General features: G+C 46.5%; 16 protein-coding genes. 14 read left to right on the top strand and 2 right to left on the bottom strand.

Annotated elements, in window-relative coordinates; all coding sequences use genetic code 11:
- Positions 1 to 344: 344 nt before the first annotated feature.
- Both ppgK and secA read right to left on the bottom strand, forming a co-directional pair.
- Complete coding sequence (gene ppgK / locus G3570_RS01055) at positions 345 to 1103, bottom strand: polyphosphate--glucose phosphotransferase (RefSeq protein ID WP_165138302.1); 759 nt, start codon at positions 1101 to 1103, stop codon at positions 345 to 347.
- A 91-nt stretch (positions 1104 to 1194) separates the two neighbouring features.
- Positions 1195 to 4578, bottom strand: coding sequence for a preprotein translocase subunit SecA (gene secA, locus G3570_RS01050; protein ID WP_346267211.1), 3384 nt, complete (start codon positions 4576 to 4578; stop codon positions 1195 to 1197).
- Positions 4579 to 4808: 230 nt separating this feature from the next.
- Between secA and rpmH the strand changes: the two genes are divergently transcribed.
- The 14 genes from rpmH (at position 4809) to G3570_RS00980 (ending at position 21691) form a co-directional block, all read left to right on the top strand.
- Positions 4809 to 4964, top strand: coding sequence for a 50S ribosomal protein L34 (rpmH, locus tag G3570_RS01045; protein ID WP_165138298.1), 156 nt, complete (start codon positions 4809 to 4811; stop codon positions 4962 to 4964).
- The gene (gene rnpA, locus G3570_RS01040) at positions 4945 to 5373 is read left to right on the top strand and encodes a ribonuclease P protein component (RefSeq protein WP_165138296.1); all 429 of its coding nucleotides are present in this window, start codon (positions 4945 to 4947) and stop codon (positions 5371 to 5373) included. Before rpmH ends, rnpA begins: the two co-directional genes overlap by 20 nt.
- A gap of 3 nt (positions 5374 to 5376) precedes the next feature.
- Positions 5377 to 5604: a membrane protein insertion efficiency factor YidD gene (gene yidD, locus G3570_RS01035; RefSeq protein ID WP_165138294.1), complete on the top strand. Its 228-nt coding sequence runs from the start codon at positions 5377 to 5379 to the stop codon at positions 5602 to 5604.
- 19 nt (positions 5605 to 5623) lie between these two features.
- Positions 5624 to 7453 (top strand): membrane protein insertase YidC, encoded by a 1830-nt coding sequence (gene yidC, locus G3570_RS01030; RefSeq protein WP_165138292.1) that lies wholly within the window; start codon positions 5624 to 5626, stop codon positions 7451 to 7453.
- 112 nt (positions 7454 to 7565) lie between these two features.
- On the top strand, positions 7566 to 8498 hold the full coding sequence (locus tag G3570_RS01025) for a type I restriction enzyme HsdR N-terminal domain-containing protein (RefSeq protein ID WP_165138290.1): 933 nt from the start codon (positions 7566 to 7568) through the stop codon (positions 8496 to 8498).
- 185 nt (positions 8499 to 8683) lie between these two features.
- Positions 8684 to 10018, top strand: coding sequence for an aminopeptidase P family protein (locus G3570_RS01020; protein WP_165138288.1), 1335 nt, complete (start codon positions 8684 to 8686; stop codon positions 10016 to 10018).
- Positions 10019 to 10121: 103 nt separating this feature from the next.
- On the top strand, positions 10122 to 12203 hold the full coding sequence (locus G3570_RS01015) for a S9 family peptidase (RefSeq protein ID WP_249066555.1): 2082 nt from the start codon (positions 10122 to 10124) through the stop codon (positions 12201 to 12203).
- 224 nt (positions 12204 to 12427) lie between these two features.
- Positions 12428 to 13513, top strand: coding sequence for an MBL fold metallo-hydrolase (locus G3570_RS01010; protein WP_165138286.1), 1086 nt, complete (start codon positions 12428 to 12430; stop codon positions 13511 to 13513).
- Between the two features lie 183 nt (positions 13514 to 13696).
- Positions 13697 to 15652 carry a DNA polymerase III subunit gamma/tau gene (gene dnaX, locus G3570_RS01005; RefSeq protein ID WP_165138284.1) on the top strand — a complete coding sequence of 652 codons (1956 nt, stop codon included), beginning with the start codon at positions 13697 to 13699 and terminating at the stop codon, positions 15650 to 15652.
- Between the two features lie 91 nt (positions 15653 to 15743).
- Positions 15744 to 16085 carry a YbaB/EbfC family nucleoid-associated protein gene (locus tag G3570_RS01000; RefSeq protein WP_165138282.1) on the top strand — a complete coding sequence of 114 codons (342 nt, stop codon included), beginning with the start codon at positions 15744 to 15746 and terminating at the stop codon, positions 16083 to 16085.
- Positions 16086 to 16165: 80 nt separating this feature from the next.
- The gene (recR, locus tag G3570_RS00995) at positions 16166 to 16774 is read left to right on the top strand and encodes a recombination mediator RecR (RefSeq protein ID WP_165138280.1); all 609 of its coding nucleotides are present in this window, start codon (positions 16166 to 16168) and stop codon (positions 16772 to 16774) included.
- Between the two features lie 105 nt (positions 16775 to 16879).
- The gene (locus G3570_RS00990; protein WP_165138278.1) at positions 16880 to 18790 is read left to right on the top strand and encodes a M1 family metallopeptidase; all 1911 of its coding nucleotides are present in this window, start codon (positions 16880 to 16882) and stop codon (positions 18788 to 18790) included.
- A gap of 250 nt (positions 18791 to 19040) precedes the next feature.
- Positions 19041 to 20222 carry an NAD(P)-dependent malic enzyme gene (locus G3570_RS00985; protein ID WP_165138276.1) on the top strand — a complete coding sequence of 394 codons (1182 nt, stop codon included), beginning with the start codon at positions 19041 to 19043 and terminating at the stop codon, positions 20220 to 20222.
- 236 nt (positions 20223 to 20458) lie between these two features.
- Positions 20459 to 21691: a hypothetical protein gene (locus tag G3570_RS00980; protein ID WP_165138274.1), complete on the top strand. Its 1233-nt coding sequence runs from the start codon at positions 20459 to 20461 to the stop codon at positions 21689 to 21691.
- Positions 21692 to 21698: the final 7 nt, after the last annotated feature.

Here is a 21698-nt window from a genome sequence, read left to right as displayed (position 1 = left end):
CCAAAAACTTTTCGTCTGACTTTCCCGCAAGACCCCCAAACCCCCGGAAACTTTTTACAGTTAACATTTAAATAAGGATAAACTGAATGTTACTACCTGGCAGTGACTTAAAACAAAGACAATGAAATCGGCCTTGGAGTTGTGGTGAGACAAGTGATCTTGCATTGTAATAATGAAAATCGATAGTACCGGTGACGGTAAATTCATTGATTAACAACCTTAGCTCTGAGGTGGTTGTACCACCGGATGTATAAGCCAAAAGTCGGGAGTACAACTCCCTCGGAACGGTGGAAGGTGGATGGTGGATGGTGGATGGTGACAAACTCAGATCTCAGAACCGATAATTACCGGTAAAAAACGGTCTCTTTATTCTCCGTGGCAATCATGGCCGCGCCGACAATGCTGGCCTCGTTTTCAAAACTGGCCGGTTTAAAAGAAGTGTTGATCTTGATATAGGGGAAAATTTTCTTGGCCTTTCGACTCAGTTGACCACCCAGTATAAACAGATCGGGATGAAATATTTTCTCATACGTCTCCAGCATTTGCTGCAGTCGTTTGGCCCAGGCTTTTTTACCGAGTTCCTCCTCTTTGCGTTTCTTATAAGAGGCCAGATTTTCTATGGTGACGCCTTGAATCTCTATCTGTCCGAGTTCGGTGTTCGGAATCAGTTTACGATCTATGAATAGGGAGGAGCCGATACCGGTACCGACCGCAAGTACGATTACAAAACCGTCCATATGCTTGCCCGCACCGAAATGCATTTCAGCCAGTCCGGCGGCATCCGTATCGTTGATAACGGTGACCGGATTTCCGGTAATTTCAGCAAAGAGCTGTTCTGCATCTACATCCACCCAGCCTGGGTCAATACGTTTGGCAGAAACTACATTCCCATGACTGACAGGCGCCGGGAAGGCACAACCGATGGGGCCGCTCCAGTTGAAGTGCTTTTTTACTACCTGGTGCATCTGGGAAAGTATCTTGGGCGGAGAGGTATCCTGCAAAGGAGGCGTGCTGTAGTGCTCAGATAGAATCTCTCCCTTTTCCGTTTCCACAATACAGCCCTTTATGCCGTAACTGCCGATATCTATGCCAAGTACTTCCACAAGTAAGAGTTCAGTTGTTATTCAACCGTGTTGCACAGCACAATGCACAGGGTTTTTAAATTTTCGACCTACGCTATTCGCCTTACAAGAACTATTTCTCGATCAGAATCCATCCTTCGTCATTGATCATGCGCTTGGCTTTCTTCCATTTGATATCAATAACTTTTCCACTGTTCATATTCTGGATCTTTACATAATCATTGCGGCCGGGTTCTTCTTCCACCGTGACAGGCTGCGGCTTCTGATCACTTCGCTGACCCTGTCCGCCGGATCCGTTTTGTCCCTGACCGGCTGCCTGACGGAAGCCCATATTGGTGGAATCGGTATGCTGGGTCTTAGCACGCTTCATATCCACTTTGGCTTTCTCCTGCTGTGCCTGCTGCAATTTCTGCTGATCTGCCTGCATTTCCGGAATAGCTTTCCAGATTAGTGAAATGGCATTCTGATTGATCTCATCTAAAAGCTGCTTGAACATATCGAAAGCTTCCCGCTTGTACTCGAGCAGGGGATCTTTCTGTCCAAAAGCCCTTAGTCCGATACCTTCTTTCACAGAGTCCAGCTCCCGGAGGTGTTCCATCCATTTGTCATCAATGGTAGACAGCACCGCCGTTCGTTCCAGGGCGCGGGCTACTTCGTGTCCCTCGTTCTCCAGGGCTTTATCGACATCCACTACCACGCGCATCCTTCTGATGCCGTCGGTAAAAATAACCTGTATTTTAGTCGGCTTATTTTCTGCTTCCGACTCGTCAATGTTTTTAATGACCTTGTAGAGCGGCTCGGAGATCATTTCTTCTTTCTGACGATAGGATTCAAATGCCTTGTCAATGGTATGATCAATGAGTCCGTCTTCCCCAAGTTCTGCCATCTCTTCCGGGTCCAGCTCTATGTCTACAGCCAGGAAGCGCAAGATAGTATCCCTCATTTCCGAGAACTCTCCTTCACCGTAATGCTGCTCAACGATACGTTCGACCAGGTCAATAAGCATGTCGTAAATATCACTTCGCAGTTCATCACCAGAAAGTGCATGCTTTCGACGCTTATAAATAACTTCTCGTTGGTTATTCAATACATCATCATACTCCAGTTGCTTCTTACGAATGCTGAAGTTGTTCTGCTCTACTTTCTTCTGGGCGCGTTCCAGTGATTTGGTAATCCACGGGTGGGTGATAACCTCACCCTCCTCGAAATTCAATTTGTCCATCACCTTGGCAATTCTGTCGGAGCCGAAGAGCTGCATCAGGTCATCTTCCAGCGAGACAAAGAATTGGGATTCGCCCGGATCACCCTGACGTCCCGAACGTCCTCTTAGCTGCAAGTCAATACGCCGTGACTCGTGCCTCTCGGTACCCAGAATAGCCAACCCGCCCTTCTCTCGTACACCGGGAGCCAGTTTAATATCGGTACCTCTACCGGCCATGTTGGTGGCCACGGTTACCGCACCGGGTTGACCCGCCATGGCGACAATATCACTTTCACGGGCGTGCTGCTTGGCATTCAATACGTTATGCGGAATGTTTGAACGCTTGAGCATGCGGCTCATAGTTTCCGAAACATCGACGCTGGTAGTACCGACCAGCACAGGCTGGCCCTTTTCATGGTACTCTTTAATACGTTCAATAGCAGCGTTGTACTTCTCGCGTTTTGTTCGGAATACCAGGTCTTCCTTATCATCTCTGATTACCGGCTCATTGGTGGGAATCACCATGACATCCAGATCGTAAATATCGCTGAATTCACCCTCCTCAGTTGCCGCCGTACCGGTCATACCCGACAGTTTGTGATACATGCGAAAGTAATTCTGAAGGGTGATAGTGGCGTATGTCTGGGTGGCTGCCTCAACCTTCACTTCCTCTTTGGCCTCAATAGCCTGGTGAAGACCATCAGAGTAGCGCCGGCCGGAAAGCACACGCCCGGTATGCTCATCAACAATATTAACCTTGCCTTCCTGTACAATATATTCTTCCTCCCGTTCAAACAGGGAGTAAGCCTTAAGCAGCTGGTTTACTGTATGGATGCGGTCGCTACGTTCGGCAAACTTACGATGCAGCTCGTTGAAACGACGCTCGCGTTCTTCCTTGACCTCCTGTTTAGCTTCCTCAATCTTCTTCTCTTTATATTCGTCACTGAACTCGTCATTATCCCTGATCTCCTCAATTTTCTCCTTCTCGAGTTTTTCCAGCTCTTCGTCAATATCGGTGGTTTCTGTCCCGAGGTCCGGGATAACAAAAAATTCTTCATCCTCATCAGCCCGTGTGATAAACTCCTGACCCTTTTCGGTCATTTCAATGCTGTTGAGCTTCATGTCAACCACATAATAGAGTTCCTTGTCGGCTTCCGGCAGTCGCCGTGCATTGTCCTGCAAATAGAAAGCTTCGGTGCGCTGCAAGATGCGCTGGTTTTCCGGAACCTGCATCATTTTGCGGAACTGCCGATTCTTGGGAAAACCGCGCTGGGCACGGTACATGGCAAGTCCGGCTGTCTCTTCGTCACCTTCTTCGAGGGCATCCTGAGCTTTCTTGACCAGCGAAGCTACCAGTTTCTTCTGCGCTTTGACCAACGATTCGACACGCGGCTTCAGCTCTTCAAACTTCTGCGAACGGGAATCCTGAGGCACCGGACCCGAAATAATAAGCGGAGTACGGGCTTCATCAATCAGGATTGAGTCAATCTCATCAATAATGGCAAAATGGTGATGCCGCTGCACCAGCTGTTCGGAATTAATCACCATGTTGTCTCTCAGGTAATCGAAACCGAATTCATTGTTCGTACCATAGGTGATATCGGCATTGTACGCTGCCCGGCGCTGTTCGGTATTGGGATCATACTTGTCGATGCAGTCAACTTCCAATCCGTGGAAGTTAAAAATGGGTTCATTCCATTGGGCATCACGTTTAGCCAGGTAATCGTTCACGGTTACGATGTGGACGCCTCGTCCGGCAAGTGCATTGAGATAGGCAGGAAAGATCGCCGCCAGCGTTTTACCTTCACCGGTTTTCATCTCGGCAATTTTACCCTGGTGCATGCAGACACCGCCAACCAGCTGCACATCGTAGGGTACCATATTCCATTCCGTTTCCGTACCGCCAACCATCCATTTTTTACCTACAAAACGACGGCAGGTATCCTTGAGTACCGCGTAGGCTTCCGGCAAGAGTTCATCAAGTTTATCCTCAACCGTATCGAGCCACTCTTCTTCGAGAGCGTCCAGTTCCTCGGCCAGCGAACGGTGCTCATTTACCGAGAGATCTTCATTGTTTCGGTTCAGCCGCCCGCGCAATGCCGCAATGTCTTCATCAATTTCGGCTGTGGCGTCCTTTATCTGCTGTTTGAAAGACTCTGTCTTCTGCTTTAATTCCTCATCCGAGAGGGCCTTGACTTCATCTTCGTAAGACTTAATTTTTTCAACGGTGGGCCAAATTTTCTTAATGTCACGTTCACTTTTCGTACCAAAAATACTGGTAAGAACGTCGGTGATTTTGTCTAACATATACTATCTAACTATGCGTGTTATTTTAGTGCAATCATTAAAGTTACGGCTTAAGCACTGCCTGTTCAAATATATTAATCATCTGCAGGAACATTTAATACCATTCTGCGACCGCAGACTATAATAAACCCTTAAAAAGTGGTTCTTATTGTCTTTTTTTATTCTTAAATTAGGGGTCTGTTTAAGAACTAAAGTTTTCATAAAACGTTGTTGACTCAATGAAACGTACATATCAACCGAGCAAACGCAAAAGAAAGAACAAGCACGGATTTCGTAAGCGTAACAAAAGCAAGAACGGCAAAAAAGTACTGAAGCGTCGCCGTTCGAAAGGACGTCATCGTCTAACCATAAGTGATGACAAAGGGCCTAAATAACAGCTCTGATACCTCACAAAAGGATTTTAGCCTTCCACGTGCTAAAATCCTGAGAGGCCGAAAAAATTTTCAGCGTCTCTTCGAAAGCGATGTCACCACCTTACGTAACACGTGTATCAATTTTCGCTTTCGCACCTATTCCGAGGCCGAATCTGAATGCCTGATGGGTTTTATAGTTAAGAAAAAGTTGGGAAACGCTGTTAAGAGAAACCGTGTAAAAAGACTGATGAAGGAGGCCTATAGGTTAAATCAGCATTTACTGACCGATTTTGTTCATTCACATAACCTCTGCCTGCACGGTGCTTTTTTGGCCAACACTATCGAAATGACATTTGACGAAGCTGAGCAAAATATCAAAAAGCTTTTATCCGACGTTCGGGATCATCTCCTATCCACTACTGACAACTGATTTATGAAATATCTCCTGATCGGGCTTGTCCGTCTCTACCAGCTTATAATCTCTCCATACATGCCGAGCAGCTGCCGGTACCATCCTACTTGCAGTCATTATGGTATAGACGCCCTAAGAAAACATGGCGCCCTGAAAGGTTCCTGGCTTACCATCAAGCGTATAGCCCGTTGTCATCCATGGAGCAGGGGAGGATATGATCCGGTGCCTGAACCAGAAACGAAATCTTAATTTAGACTGAGGAATACTTTTGGATCGTAATACCGTAACCGGCTTAATTCTGATTTTATTGACCATGGTTGCATGGGCCTATTTCACCATGCCTAGCCAGGAAGAGTTACAACGCCGCCAAGCCCAACAGCAAGCTCAACAAGATAGCATAGCCGCCGTTCAGCGTGCTGACTCCATTGCCCGTGCCCGACAACAGCAACAGGATTCCCCCACAGCACAAACCGAAGAAGAGCCCGGCGAGCAAACTACCGGCATGGCAACCCTCTCAGAAGAGGAAGGTAACGGTCAAAGTGCTATGGGCATATTCGGCAGTGCAAGCATTCAGGATACTACCCAATTTACAGTTAATACTCCTTATTATCGTGCCACCTTTACCAATCTCGGTGCAGGACCCTCACAAATATTACTGAAGGATTATGAGACCTGGGATAATCAGCAGGTTGAAATGATCAAGGATACTACCGAATCGACATATACCCTGGGTTTTCTCTCCAGTGAAAACTACAATATTGAAACCGACAAACTGGTCTTCGAACAACTCACCGAAGGCGACTCACTTTCTCTTGCAGAAGGCGAGACCTCCGAACTGCGGTATGCTCTCAATATCAGTGACAGCAAACGCATCCTGTATACTTATACTCTGAACGGGAACAACCACCAGATTGATCTTGATATTCAATTCCAGGGACTTCAAAGAGATATCATCGGCAGCACCGTGGAATTCGGCTGGGAATCGCCGCTTCAGTTTACCGAAAAAGATCCCTCTCAGGAAGGGGTATACACCTCTGCCTATGTATATACCGGCGGAGAGATGGAGCAGCTGCTACTTTCGGAGCCGAACAGGGAAGAACAAAATTATAACGGCACCATTGATTGGGTGGCTACCCGTACCAAATTTTTTACCCAGGTAATCAAATCAGAGACTCCAACCGAAGGAGCCCTGCTGATCGGTGAGCTTTCCGGACAGACCGATAATCCCAACACCGAATACCGTTACCAATCGTATATCAATGCCGACATACCGGAAAGCGGCTTGGTTGAATTTAAGCTCTATACCGGACCCCTTTCCTATCACCTGTTGAAGGATTTTGACGAAACTGCCTACGACATGGTGGATGTAGGCTACTCTTGGACGCGATGGTTCTCCGACCCGCTGGTTCGCTACATGATTATCCCCTATTTCGGATTCGTTGCCGATTACATGAATATCGGCCTGGCCATTATACTCTTTGCGATCCTCATCAAGCTGGTATTGTACCCGCTTACCAAGAAAAGCTACCGGAGTATGGCAGCCATGAAAGAGCTGCAGCCAAAAATGAAGGAGATTCAGGATAAATATTCCGATGATCCACAGAAGCAGCAAAAGGCTACCATGAAACTCTACAAGGAGGCCGGTGTGAACCCACTTGGCGGCTGTCTGCCTAACCTCTTACAGTTGCCGATATTGATTACACTCTGGCGCTTTTTCCAGAATTCCATATTGATTCGCCAGGAAGAGTTTTTATGGGCAGCCGACCTTTCGGCACCCGACTATATCTTCAGCCTTCCGTTCAGCATTCCATTCATCGGTGATCAGATTGCCGGATTTGTCCTTCTGATGTCCATTGCCATGATATTTCAGAGCAGGCTTACCGGCGGAATGGGCGGACCCGGAGGTGGTGGCGGAGCTCCAGGAGGCATCAACATGAAAGCCATGCAGTATATTTTTCCGGTTATGATGCTCTTTATTTTCAACAATTTCGCGGCCGGACTCAGTCTATATTACCTGATCTACAACGTTGTCTCAATCGCTCAGCAACTGTTAATCTATCGTCAGATGGATAATGAAAAAGCGGTAGCTGAGGCATAGTGAATTTTGCCTTATGAATGATTGCGGAGCAGAGCGCCGTAAACAGTAATTAGACTGCTAAAAGAATCAACGGCTCCTTTTCATTCTCCTATCCAATCGCTATTCTCAGTCTATGGAAAGTATTGCCCGCAACCAATTCCCACAATTTGTCTGGAGAGATGGTGAAAAACACTTGTGGAATCCCATTCACCGAAAGACGCTCAAGAACCGTCCCGAAGAGAGGGTGCGCCTCAGAATTATTGAAGCACTGATCCGGGCAGGTTGGTCAAAGCACCGTATTTCAACCGAAGAGGCCATAAAAGACTATGCCGAATCTAATTTGCGAACTGATATCATCTGCTACAATCAAGCTTTTGATCCGCAGATCCTGGCTGAGTGCAAAGCAGAAAACATTTCATTGACCACCAAAACGGCAGAACAAATTGCCCGCTACAACCGGAACGTTCAGGCACCTTTTCTGCTCATCACCAATGGCACTACTGACTTTTGGTATCGTATAGCTCCGGCTGATGGGGAGGTTGAACAGCTTGAGTCTCTTCCCGAACTGCTGTCAATGCCGGAAACCACCGAAGAAGATTTTGACTACTGGCAAAAGAGAGGTTTTACCGGGACCAAAGCCGTACCACCCCTTCGCAAATGGCTGCTGCCCGTTCTCGAACATTATCAAGCAACCGATACTGCTGCCATAAAATACCTCCGGTTTGAGAAAAGTCCATCCGATCTAAATCTAAGTCACTATTACCACATCCACTCTTTTGAGGATGAAAAGATAGCGATCTCATTTCTGGGTACAGCTTACGGTGGGACGAGAATGATAGCCATTTTAAACCGGGAAGGGACCAATCGCGCGGTTGCTGAGGTAAACCTGGATTTGGTTTTTGAAGGGGAGGAGCCGGATACGAGCATCTACTCGGCTGAGGGAGTTAGGAACGTAGTATTTAACGAGCAAGTATCTGTGAACTTATTCAATGAGGAGATACAGCATAATCCGGTAAGGATTTCTGCTCAGCTGAAGAAGCTATTCGATAATATTATCAGTACTTAGTATAAAGTAGCGTTTGGCCAACCCACAAAGTGACACAGAGGAGCGCAGAGGTTCACAGAGAAGTGTCGGCCGATCATAGGTTTAGGTAACTTTTGAAAGTTTCCTAAACCTGTCTCTTTCCAGTTTTTCTACTTGGCTTTTTTCCATTAACTTCATGTTCACTCATTCACCTCAAAGAACGCATTATGAATCACCTGCATCGCGACAAACTTTTTTCACTATTTGATGAAGAACAATCGGCTGTAGTATATATGAAAGGCGCCGACCTGATGTATCGTTATGAAACAGATTATGAATTTCCCTTTCGCCAGGAATCCAATTTCTGGTACCTGACCGGGGTAAACGAACCGAATTTTCATCTGCTGCTGGATCTGAACAAGCAGGAGTATCACCTGTTTGCACCCAAGCGTGATTCGCAATATGCCGTCTGGCACGGTCGAGTGAAATCGAAGGAACAGTTCCAGGAAGAGTATAATCCCGATCACCTTCACTATGAAAACGATTTGCCCAAGGTGCTTAAGGAACTGGATCCTGACCAAATTTACTGCCTTAACCAGGAGCAGGCAGAATTTATTGAGGAGTTCGACAGATCTACGCCCATTGATCTCGACGAGCTGGAAGATGCCATTACCCATTGCAGGGTATTCAAGTCCGACTGGGAACTGGACCAGATGAGAGAAGCTGCAAGGGTCAACAATATTGCCCATACGGAAGTGCTGAAAGCACTCAAACCCGGTATGTATGAGTACGAACTCAAAGCGGTCTTTGACTATCACCAAATCAAAAACGGATTGACGCAGGATGCTTACAACGGAATCTTTGCTTCCGGCAATAACAGCGCTATTCTCCATTATGTTGAGAATAATGAAAAGGTGAATGACGGGGATCTCTTCCTGATTGATGCCGGATACGAATACGAGGGCTATGCATCTGATTATACCCGGACCTATCCGGCCAACGGAGAATTCACAGGAGTCCAGGCCGCCATCTATGAATCCGTATTGGAAGCCCAAAAGAAGGTCATCGAAGCAACTGAGCCTGAAGTACAGATGGAAGATCTCCATATCCAAGCTGCAAAAATTATGATGCAGGGGCTAAAAGACTTCGGACTGCTGGAGGGCAGTATCGACGATCTGATGGAACACGATATTTTTGCCCTCTTCTTTCCTCATGGCCTGGGACACTTCCTGGGGCTGGATACCCATGATGTAGGCGGTTATCCAAAGGGTGTCGAACGTATTGAACGTCCGGGTATCAAGTACCTGCGTACCCGTCGCAACCTGCAGCCGGGTATGGTCATCACCATCGAGCCGGGGATCTACTTCATACCGGCCCTCCTGAAGCCGGCGCTGGAAGATGAGAAGCAGTCAAAATTCCTTAACGGCTCGAAATTGAAGGAGATGTTCGATTTTGGGGGCGTACGCATCGAGGATAATCTGATTATCACGGATGACGGCTATGAAAACCTGACTGATGTTCCCAAGGAGCGGGACGAGATTGAAAGAATGATGGAAAGCTGAGCTTCATTGTTGAACCACTGAGTTACGCAGAGGAAAATTTCCTTGCTCATCTGAAGAAACCTTTCTTTATTCTTAGTCCTATTTAATCAATACCGGTACAACTATGATGCGTTCGTGGCTTTTTTCTATTCTCTTTCTGTTTATTCCGTTCAGCCTGTTCGGTCAGGGCGGACTGGATACTCTCAGTCTTAAGTCCATTTTCTATGAACCGCTGCTGGCTGGCAACCGTCCGGATTTCGTTCGTTTTTCTCCCGATCTGAAACATGTCTATTACCAGGCCAATGATTCAGCCATGACCGATGAAGAGCTGTTTCGGGTGAATCTAAAGGGAAAAGGCATGGAAGAAGCACCGGATTCATTCGATCGCGGCTACTCTGTTTCACCAAATGGGAAGCACCTTGTCTACACTGATGAGAGTGACATCTGGCTGGCTGATCTCAACTTTGAGAACAAACGAAAGCTGGTAAAGACTGACAAAAGAGAATACAATCCAAGCTGGAGTCCGAACAGTGAGCGGATAGCCTACGTGCAGGATGGGAATATCTGGATAATAGACATTGAAAACGCCATGCTGACCCAGGTGACGGACAAGAAAGAAGAAGATCCCGGTTATACCATCATTGACTGGGCGGGCAACGACAAGCTGGTACTTTTTCAGTGGGATCGCTCTGATTACGAAGAGTATTATTTCCCTGAATATGCCGGTGAGTTTGTACAAACAGGAGCAAGCAGGAGAGGCATCGCCAGGCAGGTTGTTTCGGTAGCCTACCTCGACTCCGGAAAGGTAAGCATGATGTACGAGGGAAAAGACTACCTGAGCACCAGTATCAGTGCCAATGGCAGGTACCTTGCGGTTGACCGGGTCGATGCCCCGATGAAGCATCGCGAAATCAATGTATTTGATCTGCTGGAGCCCAAATCCACCAAAGTATTTGAAGATTCCACCGACGGCTGGATCTACGGAACCGAAATGGAATTTGCACCGGCCGGTGACCTGCTGATGTTTCAATCCGAAAAGGACGGCTGGAACCATATCTATACCGTAAAGCCCGATGGCTCGGAAATGAAGCAGCATACAACCGGGGAGTATGACATCCCCTGGGTGGAATGGATCGGCGGACACAAAATGGTATTTGCCTCCAGTGAAGTAGATCCCGGAGAAAGACATCTCTATACTCTTGACCTTAACAACAACCGGAAACGAAAACTCACTAGCGAAACAGGATATAGGCAGAGTTTTGATTTGAGCCGGGACAACGGGTATGTAGTTTATGAATATACCTACTTCAACGAGCCCTTTGAGCTCTACCTGCTGGACCTCAAAAATCCCGATTCAGAAGTACGCCTTACCCAAACTATTCCCCAGCGATTCAACCAAGTTAACTGGCAAAAAGAAGATTACATCCGTTTTACCGGAAGAGACGGAGAAACTCAACTATCTATGTCGGTACTGGAACCGCTGGATAAACAGCCCGGCAAGGACTATCCGGTAGTAACATTTGTACACGGTGCAGGTTCTCTACAAAATGTCTACAAGGGATGGTCGAACAGCTACTACCGAGAATATATGTTTCACCAGTTCCTAACTGAAAAAGGATACTATGTGATTGAAGTAGACTACCGGCACAGTACCGGTTACGGCAGGGAGTTCCGGGAGGATGTAACCGATTGGATGGGCAAATATGAAACCCAGGATATTGTTGATGGCATTAATTACCTGGCAGCCAATTACCCGCAGGCAGATACTTCCCGGGTAGGTATCTACGGAGGCAGTTACGGTGGATTTATGGCATTGTATGCCACAAGTGTTGCGCGGGATTATTTTGATGCTGCTGCGGCCCTGCGAGCTGTGACCAACTGGGAAAACTATTATCACACCAATCCATGGTACACCCTGCCCAGACTAGGGACACCCGAAGCCGACTCGGCAAACTACGCCCGCAGCTCACCCATAACCTACGTAGACGAGCTGGAGCAACCGGTCCTGATTCTTCACGGATTGATCGATAATAATGTCGGGTTCCAGGATGCAGCACAGTATATCGATGAGCTGATTCAGGCCGGTGATAAGGAGTTTGAGATGATGATGTATCCAACCGAAAGACACAGTTTCCGTGATCCAGACGCCTGGTATGATGAGTATTCACGTATTTACGAGTTCTTTAACGAACATCTGAAACCGTAGAGCAGTATTCATTGCCGCAATAAATTGTGCTATTGGCAGTTATCACACCAGAATTTTAGGGCTTTCATTAAACAGGCGAAACAAACGCCGGTTCTCGGCCTTTAAGCAGATAAGATAATAGCGCAAATTTTGGCTTCGAAGATGACCGGAAAATAATCTTGAAACCTTAGTGGTTATTATTCAGTTTAACGTTTTGCAGTATTTTTGAACAATTGTAGCATCAAATGATTTTTTTAATTTCGTTTCTGGCAGCTGTGGTGCTGCTAATCTTCGCAACCTATGTTGTGGATTTCATTATTAAAGCACCTTCTTACAAAGGACCCAAATCCGGACATTTTAATGGTAAAACCTTCCGCAATCTTGACGGTATTAAAGCTCGTGGATTTAAAGACATCATCAAATGGGCACTGAGCGGTGATCCTGGTGTATGGGAAAAACTTTCCGAAGAGCATACCGAGTTTGGTACGATTACCCACGCCCGTAATGGCTACGAAGATGTACATATCACTTTTGTGAACCATGCCACCTTTTTGATTCAGGTGGATGGCATAAACATTTTAACTGATCCTGTTTGGAGTTTACGTGCAAGCCCCTTTCAGTGGACCGGGCCTAAACGAATGCGGCCTCCCGGTATTGATTTTAAGGATCTGCCGGAGATTGACCTTGTTCTGATCAGTCACAACCACTATGATCATCTCGATAAAAACACCGTCAGGGCTCTTAAGAAAGCTTTTGATCCGCAATTTATAGTGCCGTTGGGCGTCTCTGAATATTTGAATCAGCTGGGAATTGAGAAAACGGAGGAGATGGACTGGTGGAACAAGAAGGAAATCAGTGATATGCTGTCCATCTCTTCGGTTCCGGCCCAGCATTTTTCCGGCCGGGGACTTACCGATCGTGACAAAACCTTATGGTGCGGCTATGTTCTGGAGGCTCCCTCCTCTACCATTTATTTTGCCGGCGATACCGGCTACGATGGATTTTTCAAGAAGATCGGTGCAAAGTTCAAATCTATTGATGTCGCCCTTATACCCATAGGTGCCTACCGCCCCCGTTGGTTTATGCGTCCCATTCATGTGAATCCCGAAGAAGCCGTACTAATTCATCGGGATATCGATGCCGGAACCAGTATAGGGATGCACTTTGGTACCTTCCCGCTTGCAGATGACGGTATGAGCGAACCCCGCGAAGACCTTGAGAAAGCCAAAAAGAAACACAATTTGAGTCCTGAAGAGTTCATTATCCTGGACGAAGGAGAAACTTACGAAGCAATTCCCCGACAGGTAATGGCCGAACGAAAAACAGCCTGAGGAAACAACAGGGCAAAGAGATTTATCCGGGAGTCAGCATCTGTAGTTTCGTTTCATAAAATCCTGTAGTCACAAAGGATTCATTTGTCCCGTTTTTCTACAATTCTTTACGAAATTGGCCTTCACTTTTTGTACATTATTTAATTGATTACTGGTAACAAAAACGCTCAATAACGAGCCCAGATGTCTGACAACTATCGCGCTTTAACCCGTACGTACCGGCCCCGCACTTTTGACGATATCGTCTCTCAGCATCATGTGAGCGATACCCTCAAAAATGCCATCAAACAGAACCGTCTGGCACATGCCTACATGTTCTGTGGTCCCAGAGGCGTGGGTAAAACAACCATGGCAAGGGTCCTAGCCCGGACAGTTAACAGTATCGAAGATGAAGTTGATGGTGAGTCGCTAAACCAGACCCTGAATGTGATAGAGATCGATGCAGCTTCGAATAACGGGGTTGACGATATCAGGGACCTGAGGGAACGGGTGCGCATTCCACCGCAGAATGGGCGCTATAAGATCTACATCATCGATGAGGTTCACATGCTTAGCAAGGCAGCCTTCAATGCCCTGCTCAAAACCCTGGAAGAGCCCCCCGATCATGTAATTTTTATTTTTGCTACCACAGAGCCTCACAAGGTACTTCCTACCATACTATCACGCGTACAACGCTTTGATTTCAAGCGAATCAGTATAGATGAGATCGTCTCCCGACTGGAAACGGTAGCTCAAAATGAAGGAATTCAGATTGATCACGAATCACTGCATGTCATCGCCAAAAAGGCCGACGGTGCCCTTCGGGATGCTCTTGGACTGATGGACCAAGCCATTGCTTTTTGCGGCACCGATATTGAGCATGATGAGTTGCTCAGGGCCCTCAATGTGGTCAGTAAAGAACGTATGTTCCAGTTTATGGATGCCGTTGAATCGCAAAATTCTGCCACCGGTCTTGAGCTGATCAATGAGTTGCTCCAAGAGGGATATGACATCCAGGAGTTTTTAATCGGACTCACCGAGCACATCCGAAACCTGTATGTTGCAAAAAATTCGGAGAAGATGCACCTGGTGGAAGCGTCCAAAGACACCAAAGAACGTTATAAAACCGCTTCAAATGATTTTTCTGATGACGACTTGATGCGCATGTTGCATATCGTCAATGAAGCCCAGTATAAGATTAAAGAAGCCCATCAACCCAAGATACTTTTTGAAATAACGCTTCTTAAGCTCATCCACATGGAGCGGACTCGCAACCTGAATGCGTTGATTTCAGATTTAAATGATTTAAAAAAAAAGCTCAGTAACGGGCAGCTGGTAAAAACAACCGAATCCGGGTCCACAAATTCGTCAAACTCCACCGAAAGTCCCCAAAAGGAGCAGCAATCTTCGGCAAAAGAACCATTGCCCACTGACGATGCCTACTCTCAGACCGAACAAAGTGTCCCCAACCCCAAAAATACCGGTGAATCCCCTGTTGAGAAAACACAAGCGGGTCAAAATGGACAGGCAGAACCCCTATCAAATGATGATGACGGTAACAATTCCAAGAACGGCGTAAGTGAACCAAAACATCCGGCAGCGAACAATCCTAATAGCAATACCGGCTCTGCAGAACGCCCGGCTTCTGATTACCAGAACTTTTTCGGAGAACCCTCTCTCGGAAACTGCAAGAATAAAGAACCCTCAGTAAACGGTACGGAGAACAAACCACAGCAATCGTCTGCCGAGGAGCCTGAAGTAGCAGTACAAGAGCCGCCTAAGAATGTCAGCCTCAATGAAGTGAAAGAAGCCTGGCCGGCTTATGTAGAAACGCTGCGTTCCAAGGTTCAGCAAATGCTCTACTTCCAGATGCAACGCATGGATCCTGTCTCCCTCAAAAACCGTGAACTTACGCTCAGGTGCAGCGATGATTTCGCTAAAAAGATCCTTGAAGAAAATAAAAAGCGGTTGGCAAAGGTTTTAGAAGAAGAAGTCGGGGTATTTCTGAGACTCAAGTGTATCGTTCAAAAGACCGAAAAGGATACTGAGGAATCAATGAGCCCTTATGAGCGTTTCAAGGCATTACAGGAACGTGACCCAAAAATTAAGAAGCTGGTGGAGCTCTTTGGAGCCGAACTGGATTACAATCTCAATCAATAACAACAATATTATAATCTTTTGCCTATCCCGGCACGGATAGTTTCGCGGGATAGCATTTGTTAATGAACCGAAACTTAATCAGTACACAATTATGAAGAATATGGCAGATATGTTTGGAAAGATCTCCGAACTGCAATCGAAGGTGCAGGAAGCACAAGAAGAACTTGAAAAGGTAGAGGTGGAAGCTGAAGCCGGTGGCGGAATGGTTAAAGTAAAGGCTAACGGCAAGCGTAAGATACTCAGCATAAAACTGGATAAGGACGTTATTGATCCTGAAGATGCTGAAATGCTGGAAGACCTGGTTGTTGCAGGCGTCAATAAGGCCCTCGAAAAAGCTGAAGAAGCCGCACAGGAGAAAATGCAGGATGCCTATAAAGGAATGATGCCGGGCGGAGGTATTCCGGGCATGGACCTCAGCAAACTGGGACTTTAAATTATTTTTTGATGTTGAATACTAAATGTTGAATTGGCTATTCCATTCAACATTCAACACTCAAAATTCACCATTTCTACATGCAAGGAACTTCAGAAATTCTGGAACAGGCCATTGAACAACTGGCCAAGCTGCCCGGGACCGGACGAAAATCTGCCCGGCGTATTGCCCTTTATCTACTAAAGCAGGATGAAGAATTTGTTACCAAGATTGCCGATGCACTGGTAAATCTTAAAAAAAAGATTACCCGCTGTTCGATCTGTGGGGTGATCAGTGACAATGATCCCTGCTCTATCTGTGAAAACGTAAAACGTGACGGCACCAAGATTTGTGTGGTTGAAGAGTCACAGGATGTCTTCCTCATCGAAAAGACTAACGAATACAAAGGAAAATATCACGTTCTCGGAGGGGCCATCTCTCCTCTTGACAATATCGGTCCGGATGATGTGCGCATTAAGGAACTCATGGCCCGTGTCAATAATGATGAGGAACCCATTCATGAGGTGATACTGGCACTTAACCCCGATTCAGAAGGCGAGGCAACTTCCTACTATATCAACAAGCTGCTGAAACCCTTCGATGAAATCGATGTCACGCGTATAGCCTACGGCATCCCGATGGGTACTGAGCTTGAATTTATTGATGAAGCAACACTCAGCCGTGCCTTTGCAAGCAGGAACAGTTTTTAATCACGGATTACCCTGATTTATATGACTACTCAGATATTCTTCTGTTTGTCATTACCCAACTGAAGAACCATTCCTAATTCCTAAATCCTAATTATTTAACCTGTTATGAAGCTCAGATTCGTCTTTCTATTTCTTATTTCTTCATTATTTATCTCAACATCGTACTCCCAAGGCAGAGATTACTGGCAACAGCGGGTAGAATACCAGATGGATATTGACGTCGATGCCCCGAACCACCAATTCACCGGTTCACAAAAGCTAACCTATTACAATAATTCACCCGACACGCTGAAACGGGTATTTTATCACCTTTACTTTAATGCTTTTCAGCCAATGAGCATGATGGATGTCAGGTCACGCACCATTCAGGATCCTGACAGAAGAGTCAGAGATCGCATCTATAAGCTGCCGGATGATGAAATCGGGTACCATAAGATAAACTCGCTGACCCAGAACGGGGAAGCGGTTGAGTATGTGGTGGACGGAACCATTCTGGAAGTGACCTTGAACGAACCCATCCTTCCCGGCGAGAGTACCGTATTCGAGATGGAGTTTAACAGTCAGGTCCCCCGGCAGATACGACGTTCGGGCTGGGCCAACGCGGAAGGCGTAGAATTCTCCATGAGCCAGTGGTACCCCAAAATTTCGGAATATGATGAAGACGGCTGGCATCCCAACCCATACATCGGACGTGAATTTCACGGGGTTTGGGGAGACTTTGAAGTAAATATTACCATCGATTCGTCTTATGTAATCGGCAGCACCGGTCACCTGCAAAACCCTCAGCAGATAGGTCATGGATATGAAGAGGAAGGATCTGAGGTAGAACGCCCTGATTCAGAGAAACTGACGTGGAGATGGAGAGCTGAAAACGTACATGATTTTATGTGGGGCGCCGATCCTGACTATGTTCATACTACAAAACAGGTTCCAAATGGACCCATGCTGCACTTCTTCTACCAGAGAGATCCTGTAGCCACCAATTCCGACAGTGAACGTCAGGAAGAACTGCTGGCTAATTGGAAGCAGCTGCCGGAATATACTGCTCAGGCCTTTCAGTTCATGAGTGAGAACTTTGGTAAATACCCCTATGATAAATTCAGTGTGATCCAGGGAGGCGACGGTGGGATGGAATATCCCATGGGCACGTTGATCACCGGCAATCGTTCGCTCAGAAGCCTCGTGGGTGTCACGGTTCATGAACTGATACACATGTGGTACTACGCCGTTCTTGCCACCAATGAAAGCCGTTACCCTTGGATGGATGAAGGGTTTACTACCTATGCATCGGCACTGACCATGCAACACCTGTTTGAGCGGCCACGCATGTCTAATCCGCACGGTAGCTCTTACGCCAGCTATTTGAATCGTCAAAGAAATGGTACCTTTGAAGCCTTGGATACCCATGCCGACCACTACCATACTAATGGGGCCTACGGTACGGCATCCTACTCCACGGGCGCTGTATTTCTGAACCAGCTGCGATACATCATAGGCAATGAGAACTTCGATAAGGGAATGAAGCGTTACTTTGAAGTCTGGAAATTCAAACATCCGGACGGTAGAGATTTCCTCCGGGTCATGGAAGAGCAGTCCGGCATGGTGCTCGACTGGTACTACCAGTATTTCATAGAAAGCACCAAAACCATTGACTATGGTATCAGTACCGTAGCCGGGCAGAATGATGAGACCTACGTCACCCTCAAACGTTTTGACCTTACCCCAATGCCCATAGATCTGATGGTAGAATATAATGACGGTTCCAAAGAACTCTTCTATATGCCGCTGCGCATTATGAGAGGAGAAAAACCTAATGACGAATATCCGGGAATTGAACGAACCGTCAAAAAAGATTGGCCTTGGGTATATCCAACCTACACATTGAAAATTGACAGGCCGGTTTCCGATATCAAGCGTCTGGAAATTGATCCCTCACAGCGCCTGGCTGATATTGAAAGGGATAACAATGTGTTCAATGTTGAAAAGAAAATGACCGAGTTCAGCACTGACAAATAATCATTATAAGGGAAGGCAGATTTTTCTAGCCTTCCCTTCCTTTTTTCAAGTATATCATCGACAGCATCAATTAACCGATCAAGAGAGAGTCCATTTAACCGGCTATATAATAACCTGTCCATTCACAGAATCTTTACAAAGGCAGCTTACCTTCGTGCCCTAATTTTACGAACTATTAAACACACAGTTACTTTAAAACCTTTACCTTTGCACCTGCACAAAGGCCAAAAAGAATTGAATACAGTACTATATGTCCTCTAAAAGGAATGATTACGGCGAACAATCTATAGAAGCGCACAAAAAATACGGCGGCAAGATAGCCATAGAGTCTAAAATGCCGTTGGACACCCGTGAAGATTTAAGTATAGCCTATACACCGGGCGTGGCCGAACCCTGCCGGGAGATCTCAAAAAACAGAAGGAAAGCATACGATTATACCTGGAAAAAGAATAGCGTCGCTGTTGTAAGCGATGGCTCCGCCGTTTTGGGACTTGGTAATATCGGTCCGGAAGCCTCCCTCCCCGTCATGGAAGGCAAATGCGTTTTGTTTAAAAAATTCGCTGAAGTGGATGCCGTGCCTGTTGTACTGGATACGCAGGATACCGAAGAGATCATTACCGCTGTTAAAGCAATTGCTCCTACCTATGGCGGTATCAACCTGGAGGATATTGGAGCTCCCAAATGCTTCGAAATTGAGGAGCGACTTAAAGAGGAACTGGATATTCCTGTCATGCACGATGACCAGCATGGCACCGCAGTTGTAACGCTTGCCGGAATGATCAATGCCATGAGAGTAACGGGAAGGAAGCTGAATGAGCTGAAAATTGTCATCAACGGTTCAGGGGCAGCCGGCGTGGCAGTCGTAAAGTTACTTCAGCATGTGGGAGTTCAGGAAGTCATCATGTGCGACAGCCGGGGAACATTATACCGCGGGCGCAGTGAGATGAATCCGATCAAAAAAGAGATGGCCAGCCTGACCAACCATAGCCGCGTGAAAGGTGATCTGGGTGACGCTCTTGAAGATGCCGATGTCTTTATCGGTGTATCGGTTCCGGGTGTGTTGAACGGAGAAATGATCAAACGAATGAAGAAAAATCCCATAATTTTTGCCATGGCCAATCCCGTACCGGAAATCATGCCTGAGGAAGCACATGAAGCGGGTGCTAATATCATAGCCACCGGACGTTCTGACTTCCCCAACCAGATCAATAACGTTCTTGCCTTTCCGGGACTGTTTCGCGGTGCCCTGAATGCCCGCACGCGTGATATCACCTATCGCATGTATGTAGCTGCTGCCTATGCCATTGCCGATTGCGTAGAGAATCCGACCCCGGAGGAGATCATCCCCAGTGCCTTCGACAAGCGAGTAGCCCAGCAAGTTGCCCAAACTGTTGAAGACGTCTGCGAACAGCAAAAAGCCGGTATCGCCTAAATTCTAATGTTTTAAAATAGGTCAGGAGAAATGCCCTTCTCAGACGTTTTTGAGGGGGATCTCCGTACCTTTTCTAGATGAGCTTCCCGTGATATTCAACCGGCCACTACTGCCGAACTGTAACATCGATTACTCCCTCCTATCTTATAAGTGATACCAAATATCCGGAACAAAGAAACTCCGGACCCATTAAACTCTACATATTTGCTATTACCAATTAGATTCTGGGGGGAATTATGTTTAACGATACAGGAAGTATTACCAAATTTGTCCTTTACATTTTGCTGTTTCCGTCACTTTTCCAGGAAACATTTATTGAATTTGCATGGGCTGCCGGTGATCCCATGCTGCTTATGGCCGCCAAGCGTCTGTTTTTGCTGCTACCGGCCTTTGCTTTCATCATAGGATGCTGGATTACCATACCTGCCCTGCTTACTGTGGTATTCCGTCAAAACCGGAAAGAGTTTGTCATCTCTCTTTTCATAACCTGGTGGGATCTCGGTAAAGCCATTGTATCTTTCTGGGGAGGGATTTTCACTTTTACATTTCAATTTGTAGTGGCCCTGCTGGAACTCACAAAGATAGTAGTTCTCGGTATTTGGTCCGTATTACAGATGATATTCATTACGCCATTCAGAATGCTTGGTCAGGCCTCTAAGCGTGTGGTAGGTTCCAAAGTGCCCTGGATTGCTGTTTTCCTAACCTTGTTCTGGGTAGTCATTGAGTCAACTATTTTTACATACGTAACCACTCCGCTGGTAATGGATACCTTATCCAATATAACCGGTGAGCAATTGTCAATACTGGCGATCAGGATTCCATTGTTTACCTTCCTGTTCTTCATTGTACTGGGAAGTTATGCCGTGTTATCGACCTTTGTGGGTTCCGTAAAAAAGAAGAATTTCTCTCAGATTATCGGTATCGGTGTTATTGAAATTATCGTGCTCTTCGTAGAGGTTATCTTCCTGTACCGGGAGTTCGTTGATGCCCTAGTTCCCTGGTTTGCCCTCTATGCAGATGATGTACAGATCAGCATGCTCGGAATACTCTCCATATCCACCTTCATGTGGTTCGGTATTCGAAGCCTCTCATGGTTCCTCTTCGCCTCTTTTGGTACCCCGACTATCATGGCCGTTATACAGGGTAAAGGTGTTGAGCTAAAAAGCTCTAAAAAGAGCTCGGCTAAAGAGAGCGATCTTGATTGGGATATATCAAACGGTTTCATGGATACGATCAAGAAGAATGCAGACTGGGTGCAGGATAAGGGAGAGGAGTTGTTAGCTGCATTCATGCTGCCACCCCTTCAGGTTATTGCCAGCGCGATCAACTTCCTGACCCTGTTGGTTAGCAGTACACACCTGTTTGACCTGCCTTTCAGAAGCATGGACGACATTAAACAGTCGAACGTGCTTATTGAAACGCTTTCGAAGCGAAGCGAAGAGCTGAAAACTGCAAGTACATCTAACTAGGAGTCTA

Origin of the sequence: Halalkalibaculum roseum, from assembly GCF_011059145.1 — a bacterium.
GTDB classification, from domain to species: Bacteria; Bacteroidota; Rhodothermia; order Balneolales; family Balneolaceae; genus Halalkalibaculum; species Halalkalibaculum roseum.
The sequence above is the reverse complement of the archived record's forward strand: the minus strand, read 5'-3'. Positions and strand labels throughout refer to the sequence as shown.